Origin of the sequence: Gallibacterium faecale, from assembly GCF_027920745.1 — a bacterium.
Lineage (GTDB): Bacteria > Pseudomonadota > Gammaproteobacteria > Enterobacterales > Pasteurellaceae > Gallibacterium > Gallibacterium faecale.
On record NZ_JAQIBB010000071.1, the window covers coordinates 1 to 21,535 of the forward strand.

Below are 21,535 nucleotides of genomic sequence, written 5' to 3' on the forward strand. Positions count from 1 at the left end.
AACACCAACATTTTTATCCTATATGCCAGGAAGGAACAACTCATACCATAAACTAAAGGGGCTAATCAGCCCCTTTTTCTCTATTAATCACCAACTATAACGCTTCAATACTCGCATATTGTTGGCGTAATTTTTCTAGACCTTGTTGATAATCTTGCATTTTTTCACGCTCTTTGGCGATAACGGCTTCTGGTGCTTTAGCAACAAAACTTTCATTGCTTAGCTTACCTTCAATTCGTTTTACTTCACCAATTAACTTCTCAATTTCTTTATTTAAGCGTGCTAATTCTGCTTGTTTATCAATAAATCCAGCCATTGGAATTAACAACTCTGCATTACCAATCAACTTGGTCACTGCAAGTGGTGCGGCTTCATTTGCAGCTAATAAATTAATACTGCTTAATTTCGCCATAGTTTGGATTAATCCTTGGTTTGCAGCTAAGCATTGTTGTTCTTCAGCTGTTAAATTACGCAATAACACATCTAATGGCTTACTTGGCGCAATATTCATTTCTGCACGAATATTACGCACATTTACGATTAACTCTTTGATCCAATTAATTTCATTAATCGCTTGTTGATCAACCCATTTTTCTTCAAATTGCGGGAACGGTTGTAACATAATAGTTTCCCCTTCAATTTGCATTAAAGGTTTCACTTTTTGCCAAATTTCTTCGGTAATAAATGGAATCACTGGATGCGCTAAACGTAAGATTTGTTCCAATACAGTAATTAATGTATGGCGAGTACCTCGTTGTTGCGCTTCATTGCCTTGACTTAACACTGGTTTAGTTAATTCAAGATACCAGTCACAGAATTGATTCCAGATAAACTCATATAAAGTACCCGCTGCAATATCGAAACGATACTGATCTAATGCTTGACGGAACTCTTTTACTGCTAAATTAAATTCAGCCAGAATCCAACGATCCGCAAGCGATAAACTCATTTCTTGATTACCGCTGTATCCGCAATCTTTACCGTCAATATTCATTAATGCAAAACGGCTCGCATTCCATAATTTGTTACAGAAATTACGATAACCTTCCAGGCGTTTCATATCCCAGTTAATATCACGCCCGTTACTTGCTAATGCCGCTAATGTGAAACGAAGTGCATCAGTTCCATGTGCAGCAATACCATTCGCAAACTCTTTACGGGTTGCTTTTTCAATTTTTGCTGCTAATTGCGGCTGCATCATATTACCAGTACGTTTTGCCACTAAACTTTCCAAATCAATCCCATCAATCATATCTAATGGATCGAGGACATTACCTTTTGATTTGGACATTTTCGCACCGTTTTCATCACGGACTAACCCAGTGACGTACACAGTTTTGAATGGTACTTGTGGTTTACCATTTTCATCTTTAATAAAGTGCATGGTAAACATAATCATTCTAGCAACCCAGAAGAAAATAATATCGAACCCAGTAATTAATACGTTAGTTGGGTGGAACATTTGTAAATCTTTGGTTTGGTTTGGCCAACCTAGAGTTGAGAATGTCCATAAACCAGAAGAGAACCAAGTATCTAACACGTCTTCATCTTGACGTAATACTACATCTGCTGAAAGTTGGTATTTTTGACGTACTTCAGCTTCATCACGTGCAACATAGACATTACCTGCTTCGTCATACCACGCTGGAATACGGTGCCCCCACCAAAGTTGACGAGAAATACACCAATCTTGAATATCACGCATCCAAGAGAAATAAAGATTTTCATACTGTTTTGGCACAAATTGAATTTCGCCTTCTTCAACAGCACGGATTGCTTCTTTGGCTAATGGCGCTACGCTGACATACCATTGATCGGTTAGCATTGGTTCTATTGGCACACCGCCACGGTCACCATAAGGCACTTTTAAATCATGTGGTTTAATTTCTTCTAATAGACCAAGAGATTCAAACTCTGCCACAATTTGTTTACGTGCTGCAAAACGTTCAAGTCCACGATAAGATGCAGGGATCTCTGCGACATAACTCTCGTGTGGTTTACCTTCAAAAGTAAACACCTCCGCTTGCTCACGGATATCCGCATTTAGAGTAAACACATTCACCATTGGTAATTGGTGACGTTTACCAACTTCATAGTCGTTAAAATCGTGAGCTGGAGTAATTTTTACTACCCCTGTTCCAAATTCTTTATCTACATATTCATCGGCAATAATTGGAATTTCACGATTCACTAATGGCAACATCACAGTCTTACCAATTAGGTTTTGGTAACGTTCATCTTCTGGATGTACCGCAACCGCAGTATCCCCTAACATGGTTTCAGGACGAGTGGTCGCTACGACTAAATAATCTAGGCCATCTGCTGTTTTGGCTCCATTCGCCAATGGATAACGGAAATGCCATAAGCTGCCTTTAGATTCTTTATTTTCAACTTCTAAATCAGAAATCGCAGTATGTAATTTCGGATCCCAGTTTACTAAACGTTTACCACGATAGATTAGACCTTCTTCATATAAACGGACAAATACCTCTTTCACAGCTTCAGAAAGGCCCGCATCCATAGTAAAACGTTCACGATCCCAATCAACTGAATCGCCTAAACGACGCATTTGTTGATTAATCGTACCACCAGATTCCGCTTTCCATTGCCAAATTTTTTCGATAAATGCTTCACGTCCATAATCATGACGTGTTTTATTCTCTTCCGCAGCAATTTTACGCTCAACCACCATTTGTGTTGCAATACCGGCATGGTCTGTTCCCGTTTGCCATAAGGTATTGTCACCTTGCATACGATGATAACGAATTAAGGTATCCATTAATGTTTGTTGGAAAGCGTGTCCCATATGCAAACTACCAGTGACATTTGGTGGCGGGATAGCAATAGAATAGCTTGGTACATTCTCATTTTCAGACGGTTTAAAGTAACCGCTTTGTTCCCAATGTTTATAAAGGGCTTGTTCTACGGCATTCGCATCAAAGCGATCGGCCATTTCAAATGGTTTTGTCATTGTTGTTTCTTCTCTAATAAAAAGGGATCTACTATAAAATTATGGCTAAAAATTATACTTGTTCCGTACTTAGCTGCCAGCCTAATTGGCGATAATATTTATAACGTTCTCGAGCTAATATTTTGAGCTGTTCATCTGTTGGCACAAACTCAATAACCTGAGGGAAAAGCAATGCAAATTCAGGTACTTGTAATGATAATGAAATCAATAAATCACGGCGTTGTGCGTTACGTTTTTCTGGCCAACAAATTTCCACAGGTGTCATAAAGCCACCTGCTTCACCAGATAAATTATGGGGAACAAACTGTTCAGGATCACGTTGCCATAACATTTCGTCAATTAACAACGCTTGCTCTTTATCTTGACAAGAAATCAATACCTTTTTGCCTAAACGCCATGCGTCTGCCGCTAAATCACAGGCTTTACTTTCTAATGCATGTAACTGCATAGTTGCACCAGAAAAAACATAAAAAAGAGCTTGTTTTGCCATAATTATCCTGCTTATTCACACAAGTCGGCTATTGTAACGTAAAAGAAAAATGGGATAAAGAATCGGCGCAGTTAAATCACTAAATATCCGATGTTTATTACACTTATTTAAGTTCTCGTCTGCCAATAAAGGAGTGAGATAATGTTGTGCCGTCCACCATCTCTAACTCACCTCCAACAGGGATGCCATGTGCAATACGGCTTACTTTTACACCATACTGTTGGCACATTTCGGCAATATAATTTGCGGTAGCATCCCCTTCAATAGTAGGGTTGGTCGCTAGAATCACTTCACTAAAAGATTCCGTTTGCAAACGTTTATGCAAGAGATCTAATCCAATTTCTTTAGGACCAATACCATCTAACGGAGATAAATGTCCCATTAGCACAAAATAGCGTCCAGAAAATTGTCCAGTTTGTTCAATCGCTTGAATATCAGATGGCATTTCGACAACACAAAGTTGCCCACTCTCTTGCCGGCGATAATTATTACAAATATTGCAAACTTCCTCTTCGGTGAATGTGCGACATTGGCTACAGTGACCAATATGCGACATCGCATCGGTTAATGTTCTGGCTAAATTCAGTGCCCCACTGCGATCACGTTGTAGCAAATGATATGCCATACGCTGTGCAGATTTTGGTCCAACACCCGGTAAACAACGTAATGCATTCATTAATTCATCTAATAAAGGACTAATTTGCATAATTAAGATAGGTTTTTTGAAAGATATACGATTAATGCTGATTCGTTAGGGAGTCATTACTCCCTAACTTAAATAACTTAGAATGGCATTTTAAAGCCTGGTGGTAATTGCATACCTGCGGTAACAGATGCCATTTTTTCTTTTTGCATTTCATCCGCACGACGTACTGCATCATTAAATGCAGCAGCAATAAGATCTTCTAGCATCTCTTTATCATCTTCAACCAAAGAAGGATCAATTTCAACACGACGGCAGCTGTGTGCTCCATTAATAGTCACTTTAACAAGCCCCGCACCAGACTCACCTGTTACTTCTAATTGAGCGATCTCTTCCTGCATTTTTTGCATACGTTCTTGCATTTGTTGGGCTTGTTTCATTAAGCCGCCTAATCCACCTTTTCCAAACATAATTTTCTCTCTCAAATAATAAACACAAAGGCTGTATTTTAACTGAAAACCGTCATTGTGCAACGCACAAAACTATTCTTTCCCGGTTGGGCGTACCGAATCTAAATCAATTTTTGCTGCAAATTGCTGCATAAATTGATTTAATTTTTGATCCTGTTGCAATTTTTGTTGGGCTTCATCAACCATCTGTTGATAAATTTCACCACGAATCTCATATGGCGTCACTTCTGGCCCCGTATATTCTTCTAGTTCAATCTTGATTTTTCTACCATAAAAATCTTGAAAAGCTTTATTGATAAAACTGAGATCGAGATATTTCGCTAATAAAAATGATTCCGGACGAACCCCTAAACGCATAAAATGTTCATCCTTCTCTAACACCACAGAATTTAATAAAATTCGCTTACTTCCACCCGCCAATTCAAGCTTTTCAATATCCGCACTCCATTGGCTTCTTTCATTAGCGCGTTCCACCACTTTTTCTACAACTTCCGGCGTGTATTTCTCCAGTAACGCTTTTTTAATATCTGACGGACGCATTGCTTGCTGCTGTTGATCTATTGTTGGATCACTCCATGACCAATGATAATCCTCATTCAAAATACCGGTTGTTTCAATCTCAGTATCTTCTGTTGTTTCAATTACAGGCGCATTATCATCTTGTAATAAACGAGATAATGGCGCTTGTTCAGTAGCCTGGTGAGATTCTGTCACATGAGTTGGAGTAACATTTTCTGAAGTATTAACTTGAGTTTGTACAGTAACTTGTTGTTCAGGCGTAATCGTAGTTGTAGATTTATCAAAATTTATTGCTGCTGAGGTTGTTGCCGTGATATTTGCCTCATTCACCGAAACCTTTTTTTTTTCTGAAATAGGTGTCGGCTGTTTATCCTCTACTGCAATATGTGCTGGCTTACCCTGTTCTAAACTTGCTACCTGCTGCAAAATATCACTAGACAATAATGCAGAAGAACGCACATCAGGTGTTACTTTTTGTTCTGGTTTATTTGGCTCTTCTACTGCGGAAGCAATAGTTTCTTTCGCCTCTGTATGTGTAACAACTTCTGGTTTTATTAGCTGTGGCTTATTTTCTACGGAAGAACTTGACTTTTGCTCACTTTGTATAACCGAAGTAGGTTGCGATTGCTTAATTTCATTAGCAGTCACTGTTTGATTGGTTACCGGCTGAGCAAACGTAAAACGTTTAGGGTGAAATGCTAAAGCACGTAAAATCGTCATCTCTACCCCAGTTTTAGCTTCAGGCGAGTAGGCTAACTCTTTACGCCCATTTAGCATTAATTGGTAATAAAACTGTATATCTTCTGCTGAAATTGTTTTCGCTAGTAGTGCCAGAGAAGAATCTACTGATTGTCCTTTTGGTGGCAATAATTGTAACATTGCGATTTGATGCAATGTTTCAGCCATATCTTGTAAAACTCTTTCCCAATCAATACCTTGTTGTGCTATTTCGTGCAATACCTTCATAGCTGCTTCACCGTCTGCTTGAGAAATTGCACTTAACAATGCGATCGACTTATCACTGTCTAATAGCCCTAACATTGTATTCACTGTCGTTGTTGTAATATTGCCATTACTTAATGCAATCGCCTGATCAGTTAAACTTAACGCATCTCGCACACTCCCTTGTGCAGCTTGAGCCAACTTATTCAATGCAGGGATTTGATAACTGATCTTTTCTTGTGCCAACAATTTACCTAGATGTTCAGCTATCACATCAGTATCTAACGCTTTTAAATGGAATTGAATACAGCGAGAAAGCACCGTAATAGGTAATTTTTGCGGATCGGTCGTCGCCAGTAAGAATTTCACATATTCTGGCGGTTCTTCTAATGTCTTTAATAAAGCATTAAAGCTGTGTCGAGAAAGCATATGCACTTCATCGATCAAGTAAATTTTAAAGCGACCTCGTACTGGCTTATACTGCACATTATCGAGTAATTCACGTGTATCTTCGACTTTTGTCCGTGATGCCGCATCAATTTCAATTAGATCAATAAAATTGCCTTCTTTGATAGCACGACAGTTTTCACATTCACCACAAGGTTCTGCGGTGATGCCCGTTTCACAATTTAATCCTTTAGCAAATAAACGGGCTATCGAGGTTTTCCCTACTCCTCGAGTACCAGAAAATAGATAAGCATGATGTAAACGTTGACTATTTAAACCATTACTTAAGGCGGTTATCACATGATCCTGCCCAATCACTTCAGAAAAGCGATTTGGTCGCCATTTGCGTGCTAATACCTGATAACTCATGCCTATCCTTTCTTGAATTAATGTCCTTCAAAATCTACTAAGGTAAATGGTTCAACACCTAACTTACGTAAGCGATCTTCACCGCCAAGCTCTGGCAAGCTAATCACAAACGCAGCATGTTCAACCTTTCCACCAAGACGCTGAATCAATTTGATCGTTGCTTCGACTGTTCCACCTGTAGCAAGCAAATCATCAATGATAAGCACATTATCTTCTTTACTGACAGAATCGGTATGCATTTCTAATGTGTCTTGACCATATTCAAGTTCATAAGATTGAGAAATGACTTCACGTGGCAATTTTCCTGGTTTTCTCACTAAAATAAATGGCACATTTAATGCTAATGCAACTGGTGCACCAAAAATAAAACCGCGAGATTCAGTTCCAGCCACTTTAGTGATATTTTTCGCTTTAAAATGCTCTGCAATCAACTCTATTGTTGCTTTAAATGCCGCTGGCACTTCAACTAAGCTAGTAATATCACGGAAAATAATGCCTTCTGCAGGATAATTTGGAATTGATTTAATAGATGATTTAATTAACTCTTTTTGTTGTTGGTTCATGATTATTTGCCTAACACAAAATTATATGTAGCGGGTGCTACTCTCAAAGTTTGCTATTCTAACAGTGACGGTATGGAAAAAATACTCTTTAACATCAAAAAAATAAAAAATTCTATTGATAAATATCCATACCATCTTTGCGAGTTTTTAATAAACGCAAAATCCAAACATATTGTTCTGGCGTTGGTGTGACAAACTGCTCAATCACTTCATTCATCAATCTTGCACTGCGTTGTTCATCATCATCTAATGCTAAAGGAGCAGTAATTTCAATTTCATAACGTCCAGAAAGGGCGTTATAGCGTGGGAACATCGGAATAACAACGGCTTTGGCAATTTTGCACATTTTATTTAGCCCCGGTAAGGTAGCTTTGTAGGTAGCAAAAAAATCAGTATAAACACTTAATTCTTCGCCATAGTCCTCATCAGGCAAGTAATATCCCATCTCACCTTTCCGTACCGCATTTAAAAATGGCTTAATCCCATTTTGGCGAGCGTGCATTTTGCCACCAAAACGTTCACGTACACTATTCCATAACCAATCAACTAACGGATTACGATGTGGATTATACATGGCTGTCATTGGCATACCGTGCGTATGCAAAATAATACCTGAAGCATCTATTGCCCAAGTGTGAGGAACTAACAAAATAATATTTTGTCCTGCGGCTTGCGCTTGTTGTAGATACTCTAAACCAGTAAAAACACTTCTTTTTTGGAGGTGCTTTTTGGAACGTAGCGCAATCTCGCCAATACCAAGCATAGTTTGTGCTACTGTAATAAACATTTGATCGATGACTTGCTGACGTTTTTCTACGCTCCAATCAGGAAAACAATAACGTAAATTAACCTCTGCCCGATTACGTTGTTTTTTCGCTACTTTTCCAACTAATAATCCGATCTTAGCCGCTAAATAATCTCGCCAACGAAAAGGCAATAAACCTAATAAGGCTAACAAAAATACGCCTAACCAAACGCCCCAATATTTTGGTAATAAATATTGCCAACGAAATTGTGGTTGATAACCTACTCGAGCAGTAATTCTTCTATTCGTATCAGACATTGTTTCTTTTTGCTATCCCAATCAATTAGCTAAACCAACCGTAGTCATACATCATTTTTGCCGTCATAATGAATGCCATGATCACAACCATTGGACGAATTAATTTCTGCCCTTTAGTCAGTACCATTTTTGCCCCTAATCTAGCCCCAATAAAACCGCCTAACATCATAACAAATCCCAATGTCCAATAGACTTCACCACCTAAAATGAAAAATACTAATGAGGTAAAGTTAGAGGTGAAATTAAGAATCTTGGCATGAGCTGTCGCCTTGGCAAGATTAAATCCTAATAGGGTTACAAATGCTGCACATAAAAAAGAACCTGTACCTGGTCCAAAAAAACCATCATAAAAACCGATAGGAAATGCCGCAACACAAGCAAAAGCAATAAAACTTAAACGTTGATGGCGATCTTGTTCTCCAATTTTTGGAGAAAATAAGAAATACAATCCCACAATTAATACTAAAATCGGTAGCAGTGATTTCACTACGGAGGCATCAATCGTCTGTACTAAAACAGTTCCAATCATTGCACCAGTGAAAGTCCCTAAGATCATTTTCCAGATCTGTTTTAAATCCACTGCTTTTTGCCGTACAAAATACAGACTGGCAGAAAAAGAGCCACCGCTTGCTTGTAATTTATTGGTTGCTAAAGCTGCTGCAGGAGGAACCCCAACAGCCAATAAAGCAGGAATCGTAATTAACCCGCCACCACCAGCAATTGCATCAATAAAACCAGCTAATCCCGCTAATAAGAAAAGAATTACATAAACATCTAAACCAAGATCAGGCATACTCACTCCTTGATTTGTTATTCAACAAGCCATTGTTGTTTTTCAGGTGAATCTAATAATTGCTGACATAAAATCGGCAATACTGGAGGTTGTTTAGCTGGTGCGGGTGTTGTAGATGATTTTGGCTCAAACCAAGACATCAATTCTGCACCACATCCATCGCCAGCAGGAATTGCAGCCTGTTCTTCACAATATTGTGCACCCGGTGGACAATGTAAACGGACATGGAAATGTGCATCATGCCCAAACCAAGGGCGAATTTTGCGTAACCAACTACGATCCCCTTTTACTGTTTGACACAATTTTAATTTAATCGCTGGATTAACAAAAATTCGTGCTACTTGTGGATCAGTCGCTGCTAGTTGAATCAATGTTGTTTGATTTGTTGTCCAAACACGATCATCAACACGCTGTAATTTACGATTAACCATTAATGTTGCCGTAGGATTTAGCGCTTGTTTAGCACTCATTGCCCCCATTTTTAGCCAAATATCCGCATCAAGCCCCATTTGATGGCTAGCATGACCTGTTGCAAAACGACCACCTGCTGGCATCGCAATATCACCTACCAACATAGTTGATAACCCAGCTGCTTTTACTCGCTTACCTAATCTTGCTAAATAAGCCAACATATCCGGATGACCAAAATAACGTAATTTTTGTGATCGAATCACTTGATAACCTTCACCATTTAAAGGCATAGCTTTGGCACCAATGATACAACCATTACTATAACTACCAATCGGTAATGGATCACCTGGCACTGGGCGTTTAATTCTTTGCCATTCAGTTTCTGCCCATGCTTGAGAAATCCCTAAAAATAGTAATCCCCAAGCAATGATTTTCCATTGAGTTTTCATATTTTATTTAAGTCCACATTGACCTTGATAACGGAGTAAATGATCCATCAATACAATAGCTACCATCGCTTCTGCAATAGGCACTGCCCGTATTCCCACACAAGGGTCGTGGCGTCCTTTGGTGACCACTTTAACCGGTTGATTATCTAGATTTACACTACGTCCAGGAATGGTAATACTTGATGTCGGTTTCAACGCAATGGTTGCAATAATAGGCTGACCAGAACTGATGCCGCCTAAAATACCACCCGCATGGTTAGAACAAAATCCATCTGGTGTCATTTCATCGCGATGTTGGCTGCCACGTTGATTGACGACAGCGAAACCATCACCAATTTCAACACCTTTTACTGCATTAATTCCCATTAGCGCATGAGCTAAATCAGCATCTAATCGATCAAAAACAGGCTCGCCTAATCCAACTGGCACATTCTCCGCAACAACCGTTAATTTAGCACCAATGGAATCGCCTGCTTTTTTTAAGTCCCGGATCAATGCATCAAATTTTTCAATCGTTGCTGCATCTGGGCAGAAAAATGGATTACTATTCACAAAATCCCAGTCAATAGTACTTAACTCTTGTACTGGTACCGCCACATCACCAATTTGTGATAAAAAACCACGAATCTTAATTCCAAAACGATCTGATAAATATTTTTTCGCAATCGCACCAGCAGCAACACGAATCGCCGTTTCTCTTGCTGATGAACGACCACCACCCCGATAATCACGTAATCCATATTTCTGTTGATAGGTATAATCTGCATGACCGGGACGGAAACGATCCTTAATTTCACCATAATCTTGTGAACGTTGATCGCTATTTTTAATGATTAAACCAATACTGGTACCCGTTGTTTTTCCTTCAAAAACACCTGAAAGAATTTGTACTTCATCGTCTTCACGACGCGGTGTGGTATAACGAGAAGTTCCCGGTTTACGACGATCCAAGTCAGGCTGTAAATCCGCTTCGCTTAAAACTAATCCTGGTGGCACACCATCTACCACGCCACCTAATGCAATCCCATGCGACTCACCAAACGTCGTCACTTTAAAAAGCTGTCCAATACTATTGCCTGCCATGTTTCTAACCTTCCTACTAATTATTTTTATCCATTTAGTTTTGCAGTTTCTTCTGATGAAGCGATTTTCATCTCTTCCCCAGTATCTTGATTCTTAATAAAGACATCTAATTGATTAAATGCGATCTCAATATTATTTTCTGCAAATAAGCTGTTTATACGTCGATTGAGAAAATCGGTTGTTGGTAAACGATCCGCTAAATCCCCCACATAAACACGGAGTTCATGATCTAATGTACTCGCACCAAACACTAAGAAATAAGCTCTTGGCTCAGGTTCTTTTAATACTGCTTTACATTCCGTAGCCGCTTGCAGTAATAAGCTTTTCGTGAGTTCAAGATCACTTCCATAAGCAACCCCGACTTTAATCACTAAGCGCGTAATAGTGTTAGATAATGCCCAGTTTGTCAAACGCTCTGTCACAAACGCTTTATTAGGGACAATCACCTCTTTACCATCATAATCCACTAATGTAGTGGCACGGATACGAATCTTAGATACTGTACCTGAAAACTCACCAATCGTAATGGTGTCGCCAATACGTACAGGACGTTCAAATAGAATGATGATACCAGACACAAAATTCGCAAAGATTTCTTGCAAACCAAACCCTAAACCAACGGATAAAGCAGCAAATAACCATTGCAGTTTTGACCATGACATTCCTAACGTTGAAAATGCCCATGCGGCACCAATAGCCACAATAAAATAGGTCAATAATGTTGTGATTGTATAAGGTGCGCCTTGTGACAGTTTCATCCTTGAGAAAATCAATACCTCTAACACCCCAGCAAGGTTACGAATCAATACATAGGTTACGATTAAAATAAAAATCGCTAACAACATATTTAATAACGTAATTGATTCAACTACTGTACCAGTTTCGGTCGTGATCGTTTGCTGCCAAAGCGTAATACTTTTAAGATGATACGCCACAGTTAATAAATCCGACCAAACAAAATAATAGAAGCCAATCAATACCGCCCATAACAACCATTCTGCAATACGAGAAACCTGTTGTTTAACTTGGCTTAACGCTAGTTCAGAATCGGTAGTATCAATCACAATATCTTCTGCATGTCCATTTTCTGGTTTATTTTGATTTTTCTCACGTTGTTCTTTAAGGCGTTTATAGGCTAAGCGACGAGCTGATACAACCAAAGTACGATCACTGATTTGCTTAATCAACACCCATAATAACGTCACTAAATAACTTGCGACAAAATGGGAAATAAGATTTAGTGCCGTATAGTAATAACCTAAAACGATCAAAATAATCAGTGCTATTGGGATCAACAATAACAACACTCGAATAATTTTTAATAATAATGGCCCGATATATTGATGATTATTACTGTCCTCTTGTTGTGCATCTTGATATTTTTTCACTGCATAACCAAAACGTGGAGCAATGATCAATACGCAGAAAATCAACGCAGAAATGGTACAAACTTCTCCAATCACGTCATTATTCAATGGCGTATTACTCATATCACTGAATAAAGAGGTGTTAATCAAGAAAATAATTGCCCAAATCGAACGTTTCAACACGGCTAAAAATAAATTACCGCTCTCCTTGGCTAAACCAAAATGGCGATATACCAGTCCATTAGGTTTTAACAATTCAATCAAGAAGGCAAAAAGCCACCAATAACCCGCCATTTTTAGCGTCCATGGCCACGCGAGAATTGGATCGGCAATTGTAAAATGCCCAACTAATACAAAGAAAATTAAAAATAAAAGAGGATAAGGAATCACTAAAATGGCAGTGAGTATTAATGCTAATGGTGTATGCCATTGGCTATCTGCATTTAATGTTCCCACTTGAGAATTAATTTTAGCTAACCACGCTTGCAGTTTACGCTTTTGTGAATAAATTAAGCCCGCGACTAATGAAAGAAAAGCAACGAAGGCTAGCATTGGAATCAAGTTACGACTTAGATGTGTCATATCAATGTTATTACTGATATTTTTTACTTGATTCAGAGCTAATTTAGGAAATTCAGTTACCCAATCCCAATCAATTGGATTATTACTTTTTACCCAGAAACTTTGTTGTTGTAATTTTTGTTGTAAATCATCACTAATTAAGCGAACTTGTTGTTGATTTAATTCAATCGTAATCGCTAAATTTAATTGTGCATTCAATGATTTTAAAATATTCGAATAGATATTTTTACGTTCATTGAGAATATCAACCAACGTATTACGCTCATTTTCTGTTAACTCAGCTGCATTCGGTAATTGTTGAATATAGCTATCTGGTGTATAAATTGCATCTCGTGCCTGAGTTAGATCAAAGATTTGCACACGTAAATCAGTAATGCGTTTTCCTAAACCATCAATTGTTTGATCTGTCGGTAAATTTTGCTTTTGTTGATTGATAATTCGAGAAAGCACTAATGTCCCTTGTAATGCACTAATTTGTTCATCAATGCTACGCTGTGTTTGCGTTAAATTATCCAACACATTTTTAATCCGTAAACTCTCTTGAGAAAGCTGATTTGATGATTGCGTTTCATTTAATAATTGTTGGCTTAATTGTGTATTTTGATTTAATTCGTTTTGAATAATCGGATTAACATTTTCACTACTTTTTTCTTGTGATTTTTCTAATTGAGCTAACTGCTTTTTAGATGCAGCTAAACGCTTCGCATTTAGTGCAGCCTGTAAATTTTGTTGTTCTAATTTCGCTTGTTGTAAATAGAAATTTTGTTGATCACGTTGCAATTCATACCAAGAATTCAACGTTGCACTCTCTTTCAATAAGGTTTGATTATAGTTATTTTGTGCATCAATTAAGGCTAATTCAATTTGATATCTATTCACAAAAACAGGATCAAGCTGACTATCACTTAATGTACGGTTTAGTGTTTGAGTTCTTGATAGATTGGTACTTAAAATAGATTGAATTCGATCGGGTAAAGTTTGCTGATTCACAATTTGTGATGCAACATCATTTAATACTGATTGGATTTTTTCAGTTTCTTGGAAAGAACTTTCTAAGCGTTTTTGTAAGGTTTCTTCTGATAATTTAGCCAACTCATCACTATTATCCGAAGTATTATTATTATTTTTTAAGCGAGTTAACTCTGCTTGTAATTTCGGAATCGCTACCGTTGCTGTTTTGATACGGCTATTAAGATCTTCGTTTTGTTTCTTTTGTTCTTCAAGTTGCTTTAATAGATCTAAACTCTCTTCCAGAGCCGTCATTTCTTTCTTTTGTGCAGCATCATTTGCATTTGGATCTGCTTTTAATGCTGTAATTTGTGCTTGAATATCAGTTGCACTTGGAATTTGAGCATACACTAACGTTGCTGAAAATAACGTTAACCCAAACATGATTATTGTAATAAATCGCTTGCTCATGTTATTTCTCACTTTTCAAAAATAAAGTTAATTGTTGTGTTAATAGATGGCGAGATAACTTAATACCCGATTGATTAGGCATCAGTTTATCCAATGGATAATACGCAACTGGCCATTTAAATTTTTCTAATTTTTGTTGTAATACATTTTCAAGATGACTCACCTTATCAAAGCTAAAGCCATCTGTAAAATCAAGTAATGCCACTGCTCGTTGTCCAAACTTATCATCAGAGATAGGTAATACCACGGCTTGACGCACATTAGGTTGTTTCAAGATGATACTTTCAATTTCTTCTGGCTGAATATTTTCACCACCAGAAATGAACATATTATCTAACCGCCCTAAAATAAACAATTCTCCACTGATCGGATCTATTGTTCCTTTATCACGAGTAGCAAACCACCCTTGTTCATTGAGTAAAGACTTAAGTGGTTGCTGTTTTTGCCAATATCCTAATGCTAATGTTGAACCTCGCACCCAGACTTCATCATCAACAATTTGGTACTCTCTTTCTGGCAATAAATAACCTACACCATCACTGGTATTACTCTGCTTAGCAAACACTGTTGAAGCCATCTCTGTCATTCCGTAACCTGAATAACAATGAATACCATATTTGATCGCACGTTGTGTTAACGCAGCAGGAATATGGGCACCACCTAATAAAATATGGCTTAAACGATATTCGGTAATTTGTTTGTCATCCAACATCGCTAAAAATTGTTGTAATTGTGTTGGTACTAAAGAAGCGTGCGATACTTTTACTAAATCTTGGTAAACCGATTCACCCACACAACGTAAAACTGCACCATTAAATAACCAGCGCCAAATAATACCTTGCCCAGACACATGAAATAAGGGTAAAGATAACAACCATTCACTTTGTGCATTAATCCTTAATAAAGGCGTGATTGCCCTTGCACTTGCAAGATGATTTTCTATGGTATGTACAACTGCCTTAGGCAATCCAGTTGAACCTGATGTAAGGGTTAGCGTCAATGGAGAAACATCTATCGCAAAAAATTGATTTATCGCTTTATTAACTGGCTGAGCAATAAATTCTACTGCATCTAAATTTGCTGATAAATTTTGGCAATCAATTAAAAAATCAATTTCACTTTGCTCACAGATTTGTTCAATCTTCTCGGATGGAAATGTAGGATTAATCACCAACATGCGACAACCAAGCTGTAACGCTACTAAATAGCCTAGCACTAAAGCAAGTTGATAACGTCCAATTAACGCAATCCCTTGTCCTTGGCGAATTTGATACTGTTGTTGCCAACCATCTGCCTGTTGCTGAATAAGTTGGTTTAATTGTTGCCATGACCAACATTTCTCTACAATAGAAAAGCGGGTTTCATCCCCGCTTTTATCTTGTTTCAATTCAACCCTTAATGCTATTGCTGTTGGTTTCGTTTTTGCATATTCCTGCCACAAAAACATTAAACATTACCCTCGATTGTATGTGGTGAAGTAAATTGCTGTGCAACTAACTCAATTAAATTTTCTGGAATATACATAGCACGCATTACTGATTCCAACATATTTAATTTTCTGCCTGTATTATTATTAGTAGCTACCCAAAATGGCGATTTAGGAATTTGTTTTGGATTAACGCTGCTGCCCGAAGCTTCAATCTCTGCCACTTCAAGAGAAAAATACACACGGGAACGCCCTTGACTCACTTCCGTTGCATTAGCAAAACCTTCTGGATTAGCACGATATAAGACACTTAAAATTGATAAGAAACGATTAACTTGTTTATCTTCTTGTAAAAAGTCTGCAGAACCAATCAATTTTTGTAACTGGCGACTAATATGAGCAATCATATCATCGCTTGGTTTTTTAGGTTGTGTAACAGGCTGTTGTTCTGTGGTTAATTTAAATTCTCTAGCAACCTCAATAGTACCTGTTTTTTCCGCTGCTTTCTCTTGTGTAAGATTTGCCTGAGCAGATTCTACTTTTTCACTCACTTGGGGAAAATTTAATAATCTGCGTAAAATTGTTGAAGCATCTTCACCAATTGATTGAGTATTACTGGCAATATATTGGTAAAGCTCGTCATCAATATTAATAGTCTTCATAAAATTCCTCCAAGTTCTGCTAATATCACGTCATTATACGACAGATCTAAGCAAAGCCGAAAATAAAATCCATATTATGTTTATTTTCTACGCCAAATTTTTTCAACTGATTAAAACTTGATCCCTCCTGAGAAATATTTTATCTTTTGCCACCATTGCTTCTTTAAAATAAGTATTAATAAGTATTTTTATCATGACTCAGTCACTGCTCAATTTTGATTATTTACCCGCTGAAAACCCTAATGCAGAAACCCTTGTTTTCATTCACGGTCTTTTTGGCGATATGAACAATCTCGGTATTATCGCTAAAGCATTTCAACAAGATTATTCTTTATTACGTCTTGATTTACGTAATCATGGGCATAGTTTTCATGCAGATGAGATGGACTATCCTTTAATGGCTGAAGATCTATTACGAGTGTTACAACACCTGCAACTTAATCAAGTTATTTTAATCGGACACTCTATGGGTGGGAAAACTGCAATGCAATTTGCATTAAATTACCCTGAATATGTCAAAAGTTTAGTTATCTTAGATATTGCCCCCGTTACCTATACACATAATGAACACGCTCCTGTTTTTAAAGCGTTATTTGCAGTGGCCGAAGCTCAATCCCCAACACGTCAACAAGCAAAAATTATTATGGAACAATTTGTGAATAACGAAGCTATTTTACAATTTGTACTAAAATCTTTTGACGCTAAACAAGCACAACGATTTCGTTTTAATACTGCTGCACTTTATCAACATTACCAACAACTAATGGATTGGACAGGAACTGGAGTATGTTCATTACCTACATTATTTATCCGTGGTGGTAATTCTCACTATGTTTTACCTGAATACAGCGATAAAATTTTACAGCTTTTTCCTAATGCTCGATCTTTTACGATTAACGGTGCAGCACATTGGGTACACGCAGATAAACCCCATTATGTTATTCGTGCAATCCAACGACATTTACAACAAAATAGCTAACTTGTGATATTTTCAGTTTGTTGGAAACTGTGATATATTGCACGCCACAAAAACGGCTTATCCATCTCAAGATGTCTGAAAGATGACTTTCAGTGAGTATAGTAATGGCAAAACAAGAAGCAGATTGTATTACATTAGATTTATTTGCTCATGTTGCTAGAGTAGGTCGACCTCGAACCAATCCGTTAAGCAGAGAACAACAAATCCGCATTAATAAACGCAATCAATTACGCCGTGATAAAGCGGTTGGTCTTCGTCGGGTTGAATTAAAACTGCATAGCAGTATGGTAGAACAATTAGAAGAGTTAGCAGAAGAGGCAAATCTAAGTCGGCAGCAACTCATAGAACAAATCCTACAAACATATTTAGAGAAAAATAGGAATTAATATGGCACTTATTGGCTTATTTTATGGTAGCGACACAGGCAATACTGAAAACATTGCCAAAATGATCCAAAAGCAATTAGGTAATGAATTAGTTGATATTCATGATATTGCAAAAAGTACAAAAGAAGATATCGAAGCCTATGATTTCTTAATGATCGGTATTCCAACTTGGTACTATGGCGAAGCTCAATGTGATTGGGACGATTTTTTCCCAACTTTAGAAGAGATTGATTTTACCAATAAATTAGTTGCTATTTTTGGTTGTGGTGACCAAGAAGATTATGCAGATTATTTCTGTGATGCAATGGGAACAGTACGTGACATTATTGAGCCACATGGCGCAACTATTGTTGGTTATTGGCCAACCGAAGGCTATCATTTTGAATCATCAAAAGCAGTGATTGATGATAATACTTTTGTTGGTTTATGTATTGATGAAGACCGCCAACCAGAATTAACTAGTGAACGTGTCGAAAAATGGTGCAAACAAATCTACACTGAAATGTGTTTAGATCAACTTGCATAACCTCCCTTTTAATTATCATTTGCATTTAAAAACGAAATAATCCATACTTTGCGTATGGATTATTTCTATTTCCTTGATAGAGAATTTCAGTTACCCATTTATGATTCATTGGATTAACATACATTATTATGATTGTTGATTTAATTAGAGGTTAGTATGATAAACATTATCGATGAAAATGTAAAACTCTTAAAAAAAGTTGGCTTAAAAATTACTGAGCCTCGCCTAAAAATTCTTTCATTAATGCAACGTACCTCAGTGCAACACTTTTCTGCAGAAGATGTTTATAAATGGTTACTTGAAGAAGGAGAAGAAATTGGTTTAGCCACCGTTTATCGTGTATTAAATCAATTTCATGAAGCAGATATCTTAACTCGTCACAATTTTGAAGGTAACAAATCAATTTTTGAACTTGCACCACAAGAACACCACGATCATATTATTTGTATAGATTGTGGCAAAGTTTTTGAGTTTAATGATGATGTGATTGAAAAACGCCAAAAAGAGATTAGTGAACAACACGGAATTAAGCTTGCAAGCCACAGTCTTTATCTTTATGGCAAATGTGCCGACATTAAAAATTGTGCTGAAAAGAATAAATAATTTTTACTCAACTAAACTGATGAAAAGGAAACTATATAGTTTCCTTTTTTTATACCTCAATATTTATTGATAATAATTCTCATTTGATATATAGTTTCTTCCTCATTTTAAGTATAGAGGAACTTCCCATGAAAAAAGGTATCCATCCTGATAACTATCGAACAGTATTATTTTATGACTCTAATGCTAAAGTAGGCTTTTTAATTCGCTCTTGTGCAACAACGACTAACACAATGAAATGGACTAATGGTAAAGAATATCCTGTTTATATGTGTGACACATCTTCCGCCTCACATCCATTTTATACAGGACAATCTCGCCGTATTGTTTCGGAAGGTAGAGTCAGTGAATTTACTCACCGCTTCGCTTCTTTTGGCTTAAAAAGTAAATAAGGACAGATTATGCAAGTATTGACCTCATTAAAAAGTGCAAAAACACGTCATTCTGGTTGCAAAATTGTACGTCGTCATGGTGTGGTTTATGTGATTAATAAAGAAAATCCTCGCTTTAAAGCTCGTCAAGGCGGGAAAAAGCGTAAATAACAAAAAAATCGGCATAGCTTATACTATGCCGATTTCACTTTAGCGATAATTTAATTTTTTATTTTAAATCAATACTATATACAGCAAATCCTTTTTCATCTTGTCCCACATTTTTCATTGGATACTGTGCATTTTGCTGAATAAATTGAGCAGCTTTCTCTGATGGAGCAGTTTCAAATACAACTTCCGCTTTATTATTTGGAATTGCTTTTAAGCGCCAATTATTATCTGCATGAGATTTCACTTCTCCTTCTGTCTTACTAATGCGACGAATATAATCCGCCAAAATAGTTCTATTTTCGTCTGGAGAAACAAAGGCTACTTGACTACCATCAGTACCTGGGAATTTATTACCAAATGCTCGGTAATTATTGGTTGCAATTAAGAATTTTTGCTGAGGATCGATTGGCTTACCATTAAAGGTTAACCCAACAACACGATGAGCATCTTTATTAATTAATTTACAATCACCATCATAACGAGCTGGTTGAGTTACATCAATTTGATAATTCACCCCATCAATAACATCAAAGTTATAAGTACGGAATCCATCCCAATTTAACAAGGCTTGTCGTTCTGCTTTATTCGGATCAATTTGATTAAATTGCCCTGCTGAACATTCCAACCACTCTTGAATTTGTTCACCCGTTACTTTTAATGCCACTAAGGTATTTGGATACAAATAAAGATCCGCTGCATTACGAAATGTTAATTGTCCAGCTTCCACTTCTGTATAGCCATTTGGATCATCCTTGCGTCCACCTACTTTAAATGGCGCTGCTGCTGATAAAACAGGCAGTTTAGCTAATTCTGGATCACCTTGAACAAAACGTTGGACATAATCTTGTTGTGCCTGATTAACAATTTGAATAGTTGGATCATCTTGAACTAAAGCCAAATAGCTATACATTTTGCCGTCAGCTTTACCAATAGGTTGATTAACATAATCACGAGTATGTTTGTGATCATCAGCCAATACATCAACTATTGGTTTATATTCATCTGCTAACGCTTTCTTATTTTTTGCATCAAAAATCGGTCTTGCTTCTGCTTTAGCGTGCTGAACTTGCCATTTGCCACCATTATTATTTAACACTAAATCTATAACACCAATATGGCTTCCCCAACGTCCTGGCATTACAGCCGGAATACCATTTAATGTACCAGTGACTATATCCGCACCTGGAATATTGGCAAAATCTTTACTTGGGAAAACAGCATGAGCATGGCCAAATGCAATAGCATCAATACCTTTGACTTTAGAAAGATAATAAACAGAATTTTCAGCTAAAGCTTCATAAGGTTCGCTAGAAACCCCTGAATGAGCTACGGCAATAATAATATCAGCACCTTTTTCTTTCATTTCTGGAACTAATTTTTTTGCAGTTTCTGTAATATCTTTGGCAATCACTTTTCCTTCTAGATTTTTCTTATCCCACGTCATAATTTGTGGTGGAACAAAACCAATATAACCAATCTTCACTTGCTGCTTTTTACCATCTGTATCAATAAAATGATACTCTTTGATTAAATACGGTTTAAAATATGGTTTACCTGTCTTAGCATGAAATACATTCGCGTTCACATAAGGGTATTTTGCGCCTGCTAACGATTTCTTCAGAAATTCCAAACCATAATTAAACTCATGATTACCAATATTACCCACATCATATTTAAGCAAATTCATCGCTTTCATTACTGGATGAACTTCACCTTTTTTTAACCCCTTAGCTGCAGCATAATCGCCCATTGGGCTACCCTGAATTAAGTCTCCATTATCGACTAACACACTATTTTGTACTTGTCCCCGTGCTTTCATCACTAAATCGC

20 protein-coding genes are annotated in these 21,535 nt (G+C 37.2%); 6 read left to right on the plus strand and 14 right to left on the minus strand.

Annotated elements, in window-relative coordinates; translation table 11 throughout:
* Positions 1-94 precede the first annotated feature (94 nt).
* The 13 genes from PF272_RS08140 to seqA all read right to left on the minus strand — a co-directional run bounded on the left by PF272_RS08140 (position 95) and on the right by seqA (position 16,669).
* A complete protein-coding gene (locus tag PF272_RS08140; RefSeq protein WP_271142357.1) occupies positions 95-2,971 on the minus strand; it encodes a valine--tRNA ligase in 2,877 nt (958 codons plus the stop codon).
* Positions 2,972-3,023: 52 nt separating this feature from the next.
* Positions 3,024-3,461 carry a DNA polymerase III subunit chi gene (locus tag PF272_RS08145; RefSeq protein ID WP_065239169.1) on the minus strand — a complete coding sequence of 146 codons (438 nt, stop codon included), beginning with the start codon at positions 3,459-3,461 and terminating at the stop codon, positions 3,024-3,026.
* A gap of 103 nt (positions 3,462-3,564) precedes the next feature.
* The gene (gene recR, locus PF272_RS08150; RefSeq protein WP_271142358.1) at positions 3,565-4,167 is read right to left on the minus strand and encodes a recombination mediator RecR; all 603 of its coding nucleotides are present in this window, start codon (positions 4,165-4,167) and stop codon (positions 3,565-3,567) included.
* A gap of 77 nt (positions 4,168-4,244) precedes the next feature.
* Positions 4,245-4,574, minus strand: coding sequence for a YbaB/EbfC family nucleoid-associated protein (locus PF272_RS08155; RefSeq protein WP_065233649.1), 330 nt, complete (start codon positions 4,572-4,574; stop codon positions 4,245-4,247).
* Positions 4,575-4,646: 72 nt separating this feature from the next.
* Positions 4,647-6,851, minus strand: a complete 2,205-nt coding sequence (dnaX, locus tag PF272_RS08160) for a DNA polymerase III subunit gamma/tau (protein WP_271142359.1) — start codon at positions 6,849-6,851, stop codon at positions 4,647-4,649.
* Between the two features lie 17 nt (positions 6,852-6,868).
* A complete protein-coding gene (apt, locus tag PF272_RS08165) occupies positions 6,869-7,414 on the minus strand; it encodes an adenine phosphoribosyltransferase (RefSeq protein WP_065233647.1) in 546 nt (181 codons plus the stop codon).
* A 112-nt stretch (positions 7,415-7,526) separates the two neighbouring features.
* Positions 7,527-8,477, minus strand: coding sequence for a lauroyl-Kdo(2)-lipid IV(A) myristoyltransferase (lpxM, locus tag PF272_RS08170; RefSeq protein ID WP_271142360.1), 951 nt, complete (start codon positions 8,475-8,477; stop codon positions 7,527-7,529).
* Positions 8,478-8,502: 25 nt separating this feature from the next.
* Positions 8,503-9,270: a TSUP family transporter gene (locus PF272_RS08175; protein WP_065239166.1), complete on the minus strand. Its 768-nt coding sequence runs from the start codon at positions 9,268-9,270 to the stop codon at positions 8,503-8,505.
* 17 nt (positions 9,271-9,287) lie between these two features.
* Positions 9,288-10,130, minus strand: coding sequence for a penicillin-insensitive murein endopeptidase (gene mepA / locus PF272_RS08180; protein WP_271142361.1), 843 nt, complete (start codon positions 10,128-10,130; stop codon positions 9,288-9,290).
* A 3-nt stretch (positions 10,131-10,133) separates the two neighbouring features.
* Entirely contained in the window at positions 10,134-11,213 is a 1,080-nt protein-coding gene (aroC, locus tag PF272_RS08185; protein ID WP_271142362.1) for a chorismate synthase, read from the minus strand.
* Positions 11,214-11,239: 26 nt separating this feature from the next.
* Positions 11,240-14,554: a mechanosensitive channel MscK gene (gene mscK, locus PF272_RS08190; protein ID WP_413789439.1), complete on the minus strand. Its 3,315-nt coding sequence runs from the start codon at positions 14,552-14,554 to the stop codon at positions 11,240-11,242.
* Positions 14,555-14,582: 28 nt separating this feature from the next.
* On the minus strand, positions 14,583-16,028 hold the full coding sequence (gene menE, locus PF272_RS08195) for an o-succinylbenzoate--CoA ligase (RefSeq protein ID WP_271142364.1): 1,446 nt from the start codon (positions 16,026-16,028) through the stop codon (positions 14,583-14,585).
* Positions 16,028-16,669 (minus strand): replication initiation negative regulator SeqA, encoded by a 642-nt coding sequence (seqA, locus tag PF272_RS08200; protein ID WP_065233640.1) that lies wholly within the window; start codon positions 16,667-16,669, stop codon positions 16,028-16,030. The genes menE and seqA overlap by 1 nt, the downstream gene beginning before the upstream one ends.
* 193 nt (positions 16,670-16,862) lie before the next feature.
* On the opposite strand from seqA, the gene PF272_RS08205 reads away from it, so the two are divergent.
* From PF272_RS08205 to ykgO, 6 genes are all read left to right on the plus strand, one after another.
* A complete protein-coding gene (locus PF272_RS08205) occupies positions 16,863-17,648 on the plus strand; it encodes an alpha/beta fold hydrolase (protein WP_271142365.1) in 786 nt (261 codons plus the stop codon).
* A 104-nt stretch (positions 17,649-17,752) separates the two neighbouring features.
* A complete protein-coding gene (gene ybfE / locus PF272_RS08210; RefSeq protein WP_065236395.1) occupies positions 17,753-18,034 on the plus strand; it encodes a LexA regulated protein in 282 nt (93 codons plus the stop codon).
* 1 nt (position 18,035) lies between these two features.
* Positions 18,036-18,560 (plus strand): flavodoxin FldA, encoded by a 525-nt coding sequence (gene fldA, locus PF272_RS08215; RefSeq protein ID WP_271142366.1) that lies wholly within the window; start codon positions 18,036-18,038, stop codon positions 18,558-18,560.
* 165 nt (positions 18,561-18,725) lie between these two features.
* Entirely contained in the window at positions 18,726-19,163 is a 438-nt protein-coding gene (gene fur, locus PF272_RS08220) for a ferric iron uptake transcriptional regulator (protein WP_271142369.1), read from the plus strand.
* A 128-nt stretch (positions 19,164-19,291) separates the two neighbouring features.
* Positions 19,292-19,555 carry a type B 50S ribosomal protein L31 gene (locus tag PF272_RS08225; RefSeq protein WP_271142367.1) on the plus strand — a complete coding sequence of 88 codons (264 nt, stop codon included), beginning with the start codon at positions 19,292-19,294 and terminating at the stop codon, positions 19,553-19,555.
* A 9-nt stretch (positions 19,556-19,564) separates the two neighbouring features.
* A complete protein-coding gene (gene ykgO, locus PF272_RS08230) occupies positions 19,565-19,705 on the plus strand; it encodes a type B 50S ribosomal protein L36 (protein ID WP_065236392.1) in 141 nt (46 codons plus the stop codon).
* Positions 19,706-19,763: 58 nt separating this feature from the next.
* Here the strand turns inward: ykgO and cpdB are convergent.
* The coding region (gene cpdB, locus PF272_RS08235; protein ID WP_271142368.1) for a 2',3'-cyclic-nucleotide 2'-phosphodiesterase at positions 19,764-21,535 on the minus strand (1,772 nt) is incomplete at its 5' end.